This window comes from Flavobacterium sp. RNTU_13 (assembly GCF_046614455.1).
GTDB lineage: Bacteria > Bacteroidota > Bacteroidia > Flavobacteriales > Flavobacteriaceae > Flavobacterium.
Genome location: NZ_JBKJHB010000003.1, coordinates 126,814 through 140,183 on the forward strand (window position 1 = coordinate 126,814; position 13,370 = coordinate 140,183).

Genomic DNA, 13,370 nt, shown 5'->3' on the forward strand with positions numbered 1-13,370 from the left:
GGTTTTTATGTTTTGCGATAAAAATTTATGTTCAGGTATCTTTTTTTGGCACAAAAAAAAGCCTGCCCCTATATACGGGGCAGGCTCTAAAAACTATCAATTACAAAAAGTTTGGGGCTTTAGCTGTTATTTTTTAATAAGTTTTGTTTGAAGGGTGTTATTAGTAGCATCGGTTACTTTAACAATGTATGCTCCTGATTGAAGTGCCGAAACATTTATAGTACTTTCTGATGCAGCCAATACCTGCTGCCCCTGAAGGTTATAAATTTTTATCTCCTTTATCAGTTGGTTCGCTGTAATCTTTATAACGTCTGTTGCAGGGTTAGGCAATAGCTGAACCATTAGTTTATTAACAATATCATTAGATAACGTACTGGTAGTAAAGTGCGAATATAAGGAATAACCTATCATCTGTCCGTTCGTGGCGCGTAGAGAGCAGTAGTAATCTGTGCCCGGTTGCAAATTGGTAATGGTATAAGTATTTGTAACAGCATTTCCGTTACTTCCCGGTACATTTACCTCTTGCTGGTCGTTTTCATTGGTGCCGTAAGACAAGATAACACTTGTTTCTCCAATACCCTGATTAAGCGAATACGTTACTGTTGCAGTAGTATCTGTAATATCTGATACGGTAACCGGATCTATATATATGTATACAGGTGCCGCAGTAGTTGTAAATGTGCCGATATCTGAATAGCCTGTACCGTTTACCGAAGATGCTACTACTCTATAATAGTACAAAGTTTGCTCCGTCAGTCCGTATATTGAGGTGCCGGTAGTAAACTGTCGAGATACCGTAATCTCAGCAACATCTGTACGCTGGGTTAATTGATCTGGAGCTGTGCCATATTCAACGTAGTAGCTAACCGTTGTATTGGTATTTGGGGAAATGAAGTAGTTTATTGTAGCACTTCCAAAGCTAATGCCGTTAACGTAAGTTATAGGTACCTCGGGCGCGTTTGAGTTAGTAGTTGTAAAACTGCCTACCGATGAAGTAGTTGTTCCGCTGGCGTTTGTGGCCGAAACTGTATAGTAATAGGTGGTGTTAGCAGTAAGGCCGGTAATAGTAACCGTTTGTGGCGTATTTATATTACCGGTAGTAGGCTCACCCGATACAATCCCAGTAAGTGCCGTAGGCGATGTTCCGTATCGTACCTCGCTGGTAGCGGTTTCGTTCTGTGCGTTAACTGTGTAGGTTATCCCGGCACGGGTATTATTTATGTTTACACTGCTTATTGCAGATAATAGAGGCGGCGTTATAGCCTGTGTATTAAACATAACCGATTCAATTTCGCTGCCGCTTAATACCCTGTTGTATATAAACATCTCGTCTATCATACCTATGTAGCCTTTTTGGGCGTGGAGATTACCGCTAGATGCAAGCCCGTTGCCTATAACAGCTTTTATAAATGGCTTTAGCATGCGCCCTGCCGAAGCTTGTATAGGCAGCCTGTTAGCATTTATCCACAGTGCAAGCGGTATATTATTTGCCGGGTCATACGTAATTGTTACATGTCGCCATGTAGCAGGTTCCGGGTAGGTGTATTGAGAGTCTACATTTATATAGCCGCCTGTGGTACTAATTTCTGCCTTAAGCGCACCCTGATAGCGGCATAGAAAACTTCCAAAAAATTCAACTTGTGTACCATAGGTGTTTTGCGTATTCTGAGTGTCTTTATACCAGTACGATATGGTTATGGGGGTGTTTGTACCAAATACATCGTTTAATGTAGTATTTATAAGTGCCTGGTCTCCGGAGAACAGAACGCCTTTTCCTATTTTTCCGCTATTTTCATACGTTGCCGAAGGGATTTCTGTACCCGATGGCGGGGTAAAGTTGTGTTGCTGGTTATGACTGTTACCGTTTCCTTCAAATCCATAATACCCAACAAGCCCATTTGTAGGGGCCTGGGCAAACAACAGTGATGAAGCAAAAAATGATAGACTTAGTAATGTTTTTTTCATATTACAGTGTGTTTTTTCAGCAAAATTAGTAGCGTATGGCCACCAGGTTTTTGGTTATTTTACCAAAACCGCGTTTGGTTTTATTAAAATGCTAAAGGTGTAGGGAAATGATAAAATTGCGTAACTATTATTTATGAATGCAACTGTAATATTTTTTAAAATGGGCAGTCATTAAAAAAAAAGCAACCATGAAAACAATAGTAATTATCGTCTTGGCACTGTTTTGTGTATCCTGCCGTTTTTCGGATGAAAACAGTAACTACTATTTCACAGCAGCACAGCCAGAGGCATCTGAAGCTGTAAAAACGATTCCCCGCCGTTTCCTCGGTAAATATTTAGATGAAAACGGCGATACGCTCGTAGTTTCTAAAACTGAGGTGATAAGAAAATATTATTCGGGCTGGTCTGTAAATAAGGACTCAATATACGGTACATTAATTAAACATCAAGAGGATGGTGGCAAAGTGCTAGTTACAGGTGCCGATAAAGATTCGGTTTATATGCAAACCGTTACTGCCGATACTTTATTTAAAATACAAAGCGAAAAGGTAGCTAAATATTTTAAAGGTTACCTGCTTGTGAATACCCCTGCCGATGATGCATGGCACGTTAGTGTTTATCAGGTGCACGAAGACAGTTTATATATAAGCCGCTATGTGTATGCTGATGATTATAGTACATTTTCAGCTGCCATAAACGACGTCCATACAAACGCTGATACAACTAAAGTTTGGGTAAATCCTACCCGCAAAGAATTAAAAAAAATATTAAAACTCAAATTAGGCCGTGCCGAAGGTTTCAGGCGTATAGCAAGCCGCTAAAAGTTATTTATTACGTACATTTTTAAAAAATATATTTACCCTCTATTTATATCATCCATGAAATTAACACTTAAAAAGATAGCCAAGGTTATTCTAAAACTTATACTGAGTATTGTAGGTTTTGTTGTATTATACCTGCTTTCGGTGTTTTTACTGTATCGTATCCCCGTAAACCGTCATCCAAAAGAAGGCGGAACCATACCCGTATATATTTTAACCAATGGCGTACATACTGATGTTGTGGTACCACTTAAAAACAATATTAAAGACTGGAGGAAGGAACTGAAATTCAGCCAGACCAAAGCAAACGACAGCCTGGCGCAGTATGCTGCTTTTGGCTGGGGAGATAAAGGTTTTTACCTCTACACGCCGGAGTGGAGCGATCTTAAAGCGAGCACGGCATTTAAAGCGGCTTTTTACCTGAGCACCTCTGCCATACATACTACGTTTTACCGAAACATGAAAGAGGGGACCGACTGCAAAAAAATGCTTGTAACGCCAGACGATTATCGTGCGCTGGTGCGATATATAGAAGATAGCTTTAGTCCTGGTGCCGATGGTAACGTGCAATGGATACAAGGCTACAGCTACGGAAAGCATGATGCATTTTACGAAGCCAAAGGACGTTACAGCCTTTTTTATACTTGTAATACCTGGGCTAACGGTGCCCTAAAAGCAGCGAACCAACGGGCTGCGCTGTGGACTCCCTACGACAAAGGAATTTTCTATCACTACGAATGAGACGTAAGGTGATAAGGTCGAAAGTCGAAAGTCGAAAGTCTGAAACTATAAAATTTACGCATAGTTTTATCCGTACCTTCAGTTCCTTGGCTTTATGACTTTCCACTTTACAACTTTTAACTAAACTTGGCAAAGTATTTGGTTTTCTGTTAGCATGATCAAGAGAACAAAACTTTACTCCGTTATTGTTACAGGGCTTATGGCACTGTGTTCGTATGGGCAGGATTTTGCCAAAGTAGACAATACTGTAAAAAGCTATCCTACAACGTACAACAGTATGGACAGGCTGGCATCGCGCATTAACAGCGACTTTAGCCGCGACGACGAAAAAGCCCGGGCTATTTTTACATGGATAGCACGTAACATCCGCTATGATAACAGCCCCGAAGCTCTTGGCGCAAAGCCTATAAAGTATTCTTACAGCACAGAGTCAGAACGGCTGGCAAAGGTAGCTGAGATAGAAAATGATTTGGCTTCGCGCACGCTTCGGTCTAAAAAAGCGGTATGCCACGGCTACGCCATGCTGTATAAAATAGTTGCTGCCAAAACAGGGCTGGAAAGTACAGTAATTTACGGCACCGCCAAAATACGACCTCAGGATATAGGCAAAAGTCCGGATGCAGGAAACCATGCCTGGAATGCGGTAAAACTCAACGGCCAATGGAAGCTGCTGGATGTTACCTGGGGCGCAGGAGGTATGACTGGCGGCAGCAATGCCTTTAATTTTATCTTTGACGATAAATACTTTTTAACCAGCCCCGAAGTATTTTTCCTGAACCATTACCCTACAGATAAAAAATGGTTGCTAACCGATAAAAGCCCGTCTGATTTTGCGGCGCTTCCGTTGTATTATGATTTGGGTTACGAGCTGGTTTCCCCTGACTTTGGCATGATAAAAACCAATGGCAGCGGCCTGGTGCCCTTTCGTATAAAAGGGATTAAACCTACAGATGAGGTAGCGTATCAGTTTACATCGGGCAGGTTTTCTAAAAAAGTGACCCCGGTAATTAAAAACGGCATTGCAGAGTTTGGTGTTTTATTTGACGCCACTGCCCGCGGAACACTCACTATTTTTGTAAATAAGACTTCTATTGCAGCGTATAACGTAGCACGTTAATAATAAAATCAGGTTGTAGCCCGGAAAGCGAATGTTTTCCGGGCTACGGATTTTTATATTTTTTGCAGATGGTGTATATTAGCACAAAATACGCAAATTACCCCTATGTCAGAACAAAATCAGTATACGGAAGAAAATATACGGTCGCTGGACTGGAATGAACATATCCGCATAAGGCCGGGTATGTACATCGGTAAGTTAGGAGACGGATCATCGCCGGATGATGGTATTTACATTCTACTGAAAGAAGTACTGGATAACTCCATAGACGAGTTTGTAATGGGTACCGGTAAAACCATAGAAGTTACCATACGCGATAAAACTGTTACCATACGTGATTACGGGCGGGGTATTCCGCTGGGTAAGGTGGTAGATGTGGTAAGCAAAATGAATACCGGGGGTAAGTACGACTCTAAAGCGTTTAAAAAATCGGTTGGTTTAAATGGGGTAGGTACCAAGGCAGTAAATGCCTTGTCTACGTTTTTCAGGGTTGAATCTGTGCGTGATAACCAGCTAAAAGCGGCTGATTTCTCTGCCGGTATACTTACAAACGAGGAGCCGCTGGTAGAAACCACGCGCCGTAGGGGGACCAAGGTGCAGTTTATAGCCGATGAAATCATTTTTAAAAACTATAAATACCGTAATGAGTATGTAGTAAAAATGCTGAAAAATTACTGCTACTTAAATACGGGTTTAACCATAATTTATAACGGCGAAAAATACTATAGCGATAACGGCCTTAAAGACCTTCTTTCTGAGAACATACAAGAAGAAGACCGTATTTACGATATTATTCACCTTAAAGATGCGGATATAGAAATTGCCATGACGCATAGTAAAACCCAGTACAGCGAGGAGTATTACTCGTTTGTTAATGGGCAAAACACTACTCAGGGTGGTACCCACCTTGCGGCGTATCGTGAAGCTTTAGTGCGTACCATAAAAGAGTTTTACAACAAAAACTTTGAAGCCGCAGATATAAGGAAATCCATAGTTAGTGCCATAAGTGTAAAGGTAGAGGAGCCGGTTTTTGAATCGCAGACGAAAACCAAACTGGGCTCTACAGATATGGGGCCTAACCTGCCTACCGTACGTACTTTTGTAAACGACTTTGTTAAAAACAAACTCGACAACTTTTTACACCGTAATCCTGAAACTGCCGATGCGCTGCTAAAAAAGATATTACAGGCAGAGCGCGAGCGTAAAGAGCTTTCGGGTATACGGAAGCTGGCGCGCGACAGGGCAAAAAAGGCAAGCCTGCACAACAAAAAGCTGCGCGACTGCCGTGTACACCTTACAGATGTAAAAAACCCGCGAAGCCTGGAAAGTACGTTGTTTATTACAGAGGGGGATTCGGCGTCAGGGTCTATAACTAAATCACGAGATGTAAATACACAGGCAGTGTTTAGCCTTAGGGGTAAGCCTTTAAATTCGTACGGTATGAGTAAGAAAATCGTGTACGAAAATGAGGAGTTTAACCTGCTTCAGGCCGCGCTTGACATAGAGGAGGAAATGGGTAACCTGCGTTACAACAATATTGTAATTGCTACCGATGCCGACGTAGATGGCATGCACATCCGCCTGCTGCTTATTACTTTTTTCCTTCAGTTTTTTCCTGAACTTATTAAAGAGAATCACCTGTACATATTGCAAACGCCACTTTTTAGGGTGCGTAATAAAAAAGAAACAATTTACTGCTACAGCGATGAAGAGCGCCGTGCTGCCATAGAAAAACTTAAAGGCAAGCCTGAAATAACCCGATTTAAAGGTTTGGGCGAAATTTCACCTGACGAGTTTAAGCACTTTATAGGCCAGGATATACGCTTAGACCCTGTACTAATGGACAATGCTACGTCTATACAAAACCTGTTGGAGTTTTATATGGGTAAAAACACACCAGACAGGCAGGAATTTATTATCAATAACCTTAAGGTAGAAATTGATATGGCTGAAGCCTAGTGTAACTATATATCTTATCAGATACAAAAAGTGGTGACTTTCATATGAGGAAATCACCACTTTTATTTTATTATCTACTGCGTAGGATGCTGCTATTTTTTATCCAATATCCGTTTAACTTCTTTTAGCAGCAGCGGATATCCCGGAACTACCATATCATGTCCGTAACCCTGCAATTCATAGTGTTGGGTTTGTGTATGTCCGTTTAGTTTCATCATACGGGCCATATAGGCATTTTCTTCGCATCGGCCTAAAAGCTCTAATTCTTTGTCGCCGGTTATAAGTAGTAGTGGCGGTGCATCGCCCCTAACATGGTACAGCGGAGCATATTCATCTACAACCGGCTGTTTTTCAGGAATCCCTTTTTCTTTTCGGATGGTAAAATGTGTTATACATTGCGGACTAAAAGGTATTAATCCCGCGATTTTGTTAGCATCTATGTTATACTTTGCGAGCCATTTTTTATCCAGCCCTACCATAAGGTTGAGGTAGCCGCCCGCAGAGTGCCCCGAAAGGAAAATGTTAGCTGCGTCGCCGCCATATTTCTCTATATTGTTAAACGCCCAGGCTACCGCTGCAGCCGCATCTTCTATATACGCGGGTGCTTTAACGTTAGGGCTTAACCTGTATCCCACGCCTATAATGGCGTAGCCATTCTCTTTTAGTTCTTGTGGTATTTCTTTATTTCCTCCGGTAATGCCACCACCGTGAAACCATAGTATCGTACCGAAAGCCTTTTTATTTGTAGGGTAGTACAAATCTAACACACAGCGTTCGGCTTTGTAGGTGTCATTTTTATAGTCCTGTTCAGGATAGTACCGAACGTTTGTTTTTAATGCGTACGTAGTACCTTGTGCCAATACCGCTACCGAAAAAAACAGCAGAAAAAAAAGTGTAATGTACTTCTTCATTTTAAATGGATGTTTGAGGAATGCCTAAAGGTACGCTTTTCCCGAACTGTCTACACGTTCCAGCCCGGCTAATATTTGAAGCACAGCTCCTGTGTCGGTTACCCTGTATTTTGCAGCTGTGTTACCGGTTCCTACCTTAATCGAAAACTCGTTTTCTGCACTTAGCTGTTCAAACATATCCTCATCGGTACGGTCATCGCCAAAAGCAATTACCAAGTCATAGTTTCCGGTTAAAATGTTGTTTCGGCAGGTTGTACCTTTGTTGGCCATATAGTGTTTTACCTCTATAACTTTGTTACCGTCTATAATTTGTACAGGTTCATTGTACAGATTATTTTTAAGTAGTGTAAGCAGCTCTCGTGAGGTAAGAAAACCTAGTTTTTCGTCAACGTTACGGTAATGCCATGCTACACCGAACTCTTTTTCTTCAATAAAACTTTCCGAATTGCGGTCTGTATACTCTTCCATAATACTTATTACACGTTGTTTCCAGCTGTTGTTACCCGAAATTACAGGTTCCCATACCTGGCGTTTTATCCAACCGCCGTGCTCAGCTACAAGCCCTACACCGGTGTCGCCTAATTGTTGTTCCAGGAAATTACGATCCCTGCCGCTAATTACCCACACCTCGTTACATGGGTCCGCTGCCAGATTTTTCAGTAATAATTTCACTTTTTCAGAAGGCACGGCAAGTTCTGGCTTAGGTTGCAGTTGTACTAACGTACCATCGTAGTCCAGCAGTAGTAAACGTTTTTCCGCTTTTTCAAATTTTTGAAGCAGTACATTCAGGTTATCACCGGTAAGCGGTAACGATTTATTGTCTGTAGCCTGCATTTCCTGCGCATCGCTTAAAAAGCGCGAGGCCCACACAAAAACATCATGCTTTTTAAGGTAGTGCTGCATGCGTTCCATTCGTTGTTCCTGTTCTGGTTCGGGCATGGTAAGTGCTTGTTGTATGCGCTCTGCCGTATGCTCTGTATCAAACGGATTTATGGTTATAGCATGTTGTAATTCTTTATACGCACCCGCCATAACGCTTAATAGCAATACACCTCGTTTGTCTTTTCTGGAGGCTACGTACTCTTTAGCCACTAAGTTCATCCCATCCCGCACGGGCGAAATCAATGCTACATCTGCACTGTTATACAATGCTATAAGTCGGTCAAAGTCTACCGCCTGGTATTGGTATACCACAGGGCTCCATTTATAATTACCTAATGCTCCGTTTATACGTCCTACGTTTAGCTCTATGATGTGTTTACGTTCGCCATACTTGCCGATTTCTTCACGTGATGGCACAATTACAAGTAAGAACACTACTTTCTCTTTCCACTCCGGATATTTTTTCAGGAATGCCTCAAATGCGTTCAGGCGGTTGTTAATCCCCTTAGAATAGTCCAGTCGGTCTACCGAAAAAATTATTTTTTTGTCAGGGTATAATGCTGAAATTTCATCTCTCAATTTAACTACTTCAGGTTTATCATACGCATCATTAAATTTTTCAAAGTCAATACTTATAGGGTAGGAGCCTACTTTTGTACGGTGGGTTTCCTGCGAAAAGATAAAACCGTTTTGATTATAACCTAATAGTTTCTCTACACACTCTGTAAAATGAATGGCATTATCCCAGGTGTGGAAGCCCGCCAGGTTTGCTCCGAGTACACCCTCCAGTATGTAGCGTTTTACCTTGTTTGGCAGTATCCTGAATATTTCGAAGTTAGGGAAGGGGATATGCAGGAAGAATCCTATCGTAGCATCAGGGTGCTGCTCCCGTATCAATTTTGGCAATCCCATAAAATGGTAGTCATGTATCCATATTATGTCGCCCGGTTCATAGATGGCGTTTACCTTATAGGCCACCACTTCATTGGCGGTTTTGTAATCTTCAAAAGCCTCCGCATTATACTCCATAAACGAAGGGAAGTAGTGGAACAACGACCACAATACCGAATTGCTGAAAACATGGTAAAAGTTTTTATTCAGCTTTTTGTCTAAAAAAACGGGTTCTATTTCAAATGTTTTTGGGAAGCTGTTTTTATACGCGTCCCAAATATTTTTCTCAAAATCGGCAACGCCTACCCATGTAAGTTCCTTATTACTTTTATCAGAATAAGAGCGTATGGCTGTGGCCAGTCCTCCTGCCGACGGTGTTATGGTAGTTTTCCGGTTTTGTTTTTTTATCGAAAGCGGTAATCTGTAAGACACAGTAATAATTTTCATGGGTGTTTTTTTTACTGCCTTTATATGGTTCCGGCATTAATTTTTTTAAAGTTACAAACCCATTACCGTAACCATGGTTTAATATGTGTTACTTAACATTACTTTATAAAAAAAGCCCTGCATTAGCAGAGCTTTTAAAATTATATTAGTAAGAAAATTTACTGAGGCCTGTTGATATAAACCCATCCGGTTTTTGATTCGGTTGCGGTTTTAACCATATAGAAATACGTACCTGTAGGTAGCTCGTCTCCGTTGTCGGTTTGCCCGTGCCACTCGTTGGTGTAGTTTGTTTTATGGTATACTTCCAGTCCGTAACGGTTAAATATGGTAAGTTTTTCTACATTAAAACCGGCAAGATCAAACTCATCGTTACGGTTGTCACCATTTGGCGATATACCCCTTGGTATGTCGCAGGCAGTACCGGCAGCCTCAAAATTGTAAGAAGCAGTACAACCTTGTGCTGTAGTGATGGTAAGTTGTAGTGTTATAGGGAAAACACTAATATTGTTATCATTAGCATATTTTGTAACATCAAACTCTGGACCATCTGTAGAAACAGTAGCACCGTTTGCGGTTTTCCACTGGTAGTTAAGCGTGTTGAAATCAAATGCACCTTCAGAAGTTAGTTCAAACATAAAATGCCTGCCTGCGGTAGAAGTTGCACATCCCTCAAATGTTTCAAATACTGGCAGTGCCGGTGCTGGTGCAATCGTTATGTTACCTGTGGTGTTAGTACATCCCAGAGCATTTTTTACTGTTACCTCGTAGTTTCCGGCATTAAGGCCACTAAATACAGGGTTAGTAGTAAAAGCACCTCCGTTAAGACTGTATTCCAGTCCGGCTACTTGGGTTACATTAATGGTAGCAGTATCGTTAGCACAGTTTATAGTGCTAACATTATACGCAGGTACAGCCGGTCCCGGTGTAGCAGGAGCAATAGTAACCGGTGTGCTGTTTGTACAGCCAGCAGCATTGCGCACCGTAATTGTATAGGTATTTGCAGATAAGTTACTAAATACGTTATTGCTGCTAAAGTTAGTTCCGTCTATGCTGTATTCCAGTCCTGCAACAGGGTCAACCGTAATTGTAGCAGTGGCTACTGCGCAAGAAAGGGTAGTAGCACTATAGATTGGTGTTGCCGGAGTTGATGGGCCTGGAGCAATTGTTACAGGAACACTGTTTCTACATCCTGCTGCATTTCGCACTGTAATTGTGTAAGTATTTGCAGTAAGTCCGCTAAATACATTGTTGTTGCCAAAGTTAATACCATCAATGCTGTATTCAAGTCCTGCAACAGGATCAACTGTAATGGTTGCCGTTGTTGTACCACAAGCTATTGTAGTAGCACTGTAGGTAGGTACAGCCGGAGTTGCCGGAGCTGGAGCAATAACAAACGGACTGGTACTGTTAGTACATCCATCTGCATTACGTACGGTAATAGTATAGATGTTAGCAGCAAGACCGGTAAATACGTTATTTGTTGTAAAGTTGGTACCGTCTATGCTGTACTCAAGTCCTGCAATAGGGTCTACTGTTATAGTAGCTGTTGAAACTGTACAAGATAGGGCAGTAGCGGTATATGTAGGTACTGAAGGGCCAGCCGCTGCTGGTGCAATGGTAACCGGAGTGCTGTTAGTACATCCGTTAGCATTGCGCACGGTAATTGTGTACGTATCTGCGGTAAGTCCGTTGAATATATTATTAGAGCTAAAATTAGTACCGTCTATACTGTACTCAAGACCGGCTACAGGGTCTACGGTAATAGTAGCCGTTGGGTTGTTACACGTCAGCGTTGTTGCAGTATACGTTGGTGCAGCAGGGCCAGTAGCGGCAGGAGCTATGGTAAATGGCGTACTGTTTATACAACCGTTTATGTCTTTTACGTATAGTGTGTAAGAACCAGCAGTAAGATTAATGAAAATATTAGTGGTAACAAAGTTAGTACCGTCCAAGCTAAATTGCAGGCCGGCTGTAGGCGTTACGGTTAATATAGACAAAGGAATTAAACACGTTACAGGAGTTGTTGTAAAAGCAGGTACAGTTGGGCTAGGGTTAACCGTAAGCTGGGCTGCATTACTGATAAGTGTACATGTTGCCGAAGTTACCTCAAGGTAGTATTGTTTTCCGTTTAAAGCATTAACTACATTTACTGTTAGCGTTGCTATTTGCGCGCCGCTATAGGTAGCGTCATTAGTAACGTTTACCCAGTTTCCTGTGCTGTCTAATGTTTTCCATTGGTAAGTATAGCCGGTTGCGTTTTGTACTACAGCCGTAAATACCGCCTGACTGTTGTTGCACACAGCAGTACTTTGCGGTTGTGTAGTAATAGAAGCCTGTGGCGTAGTAGGCATATTGTAAATACCAAGGTCTGCACAGGTTTCAGTGTTACTTATTGTCCAGTCCGCTACGTTGTAAACAGGGTTTGGCAGTGGAACTGCCGTATTAAGGCGATACATAGAATAACCCCTGTTGTTCGGCATCTCTACACGGTCTATAAGCGAGCCGTTTTTAAGCAGTTTAAATTCGTCATTATCATTAAAACCTTCAGGCAGTTCGCCTCTTAAAGGTGTTGTAACTGTACAGGTAAGGCCATTACTTCTGGTAGCAATGTATATTTGGCCCGGAGCAAGCATACCCGAAAGGGTAAAGGTGGATGCCGGAGTGGCGTCGCCTATATTACCATAACGCTCTAGTGTATATTGAGAAAGATCTATAGTAGCTGCTGTACCGTTGTAAAACTCAACAGCACCGCCTTCACCCGCCTGATCATCATAAATTTCTGAAATAAATAAATCTGTAGCAGTGCCTACACCCGGGCAGTTGTTTGTAAGATAGGTGTAGCTAAAGGTTGATTCGCCTGTACAGTTATTTGTTGTTACTTTAATCGTTCCTGTAGCCGAAACCGGGGCAACTGCCTTTATCTGGGTATCTGACACTACTGTAAAGGAACTGGCAGCTACGCCGTTAAACAACACGGACGATGTTCCTGTACCTGCCGAAAATCCGCTACCGTTTATGGTAACAACGGTTCCTACAGGACCTGAAACAGGCAGTACAGAAGATATAACGGGTGCCGTACAGGTTGAAGTTACGGTACCAAAGAGTGTAAAGTCATCTAAGCGGAATGTTCCTGACCCTGATGCACCACTAAGTGTTAAAGTTACAGTTACGTTACCGGTTAATCCCGCAACAGCTGTACTTACGGGAGTATTGCCTATTGCCGCACCTGATGTAGGTACGCTTCCGTTTCCTACAGCTGTACCGTTAATGGCAAGCGACCAGTTTTGAGCACCAGAGTTACTGCGTTGCCTCCAAAAATCGAAGGCTGTAATTTCCAGTTGCTTTTGTGGTGCCACGGTAAACGTAAGTGTAATAACCGGGTTACCTGATGAGTCGGTAAGACCTATGGCTCGTCCTGTGCCTCTTGTGAAACTGGTCCAGTCGCCCAGGGAGTTTGTCCAGATGGAATTACTAAGATTCGCATCAAGGATTGTTGGCGCTACGTTATACGTAGGGTTGCCACTAGTTGGCGCTGTATCAAATTCGTGTTTATACACCTGAGCATTTGTAACTACAGGTAGTAAAAATGATAATAAGGCGATGATAATAGCTGGTTGCTTTATCATTTTCGGTAGT

At 42.0% G+C, this 13,370-nt stretch carries 8 protein-coding genes; 4 read left to right on the forward strand and 4 right to left on the reverse strand.

Annotation, left to right across the window (positions count from 1 at the left end; all coding sequences use genetic code 11):
- Positions 1-126 precede the first annotated feature (126 nt).
- Positions 127-1,965: a fibronectin type III domain-containing protein gene (locus tag ACLI08_RS08815; RefSeq protein WP_411428115.1), complete on the reverse strand. Its 1,839-nt coding sequence runs from the start codon at positions 1,963-1,965 to the stop codon at positions 127-129.
- A gap of 188 nt (positions 1,966-2,153) precedes the next feature.
- On the opposite strand from ACLI08_RS08815, the gene ACLI08_RS08820 reads away from it, so the two are divergent.
- The 4 genes from ACLI08_RS08820 (at position 2,154) to ACLI08_RS08835 (ending at position 6,603) form a co-directional block, all read left to right on the forward strand.
- The gene (locus tag ACLI08_RS08820) at positions 2,154-2,786 is read left to right on the forward strand and encodes a hypothetical protein (RefSeq protein WP_411428116.1); all 633 of its coding nucleotides are present in this window, start codon (positions 2,154-2,156) and stop codon (positions 2,784-2,786) included.
- A 57-nt stretch (positions 2,787-2,843) separates the two neighbouring features.
- A complete protein-coding gene (locus ACLI08_RS08825) occupies positions 2,844-3,527 on the forward strand; it encodes a TIGR02117 family protein (protein ID WP_411428117.1) in 684 nt (227 codons plus the stop codon).
- Between the two features lie 154 nt (positions 3,528-3,681).
- Complete coding sequence (locus tag ACLI08_RS08830) at positions 3,682-4,644, forward strand: transglutaminase domain-containing protein (RefSeq protein WP_411428118.1); 963 nt, start codon at positions 3,682-3,684, stop codon at positions 4,642-4,644.
- A gap of 105 nt (positions 4,645-4,749) precedes the next feature.
- Entirely contained in the window at positions 4,750-6,603 is a 1,854-nt protein-coding gene (locus ACLI08_RS08835; protein ID WP_411428119.1) for a DNA topoisomerase IV subunit B, read from the forward strand.
- A 92-nt stretch (positions 6,604-6,695) separates the two neighbouring features.
- On the opposite strand, the gene ACLI08_RS08840 is transcribed toward ACLI08_RS08835, so the two are convergent.
- The 3 genes from ACLI08_RS08840 to ACLI08_RS08850 all read right to left on the reverse strand — a co-directional run bounded on the left by ACLI08_RS08840 (position 6,696) and on the right by ACLI08_RS08850 (position 13,360).
- Positions 6,696-7,514, reverse strand: coding sequence for an alpha/beta hydrolase (locus ACLI08_RS08840; RefSeq protein ID WP_411428120.1), 819 nt, complete (start codon positions 7,512-7,514; stop codon positions 6,696-6,698).
- Between the two features lie 24 nt (positions 7,515-7,538).
- The gene (locus tag ACLI08_RS08845) at positions 7,539-9,734 is read right to left on the reverse strand and encodes a bifunctional alpha,alpha-trehalose-phosphate synthase (UDP-forming)/trehalose-phosphatase (protein WP_411428121.1); all 2,196 of its coding nucleotides are present in this window, start codon (positions 9,732-9,734) and stop codon (positions 7,539-7,541) included.
- 158 nt (positions 9,735-9,892) lie between these two features.
- Complete coding sequence (locus ACLI08_RS08850) at positions 9,893-13,360, reverse strand: gliding motility-associated C-terminal domain-containing protein (protein ID WP_411428122.1); 3,468 nt, start codon at positions 13,358-13,360, stop codon at positions 9,893-9,895.
- Positions 13,361-13,370 lie beyond the last annotated feature (10 nt).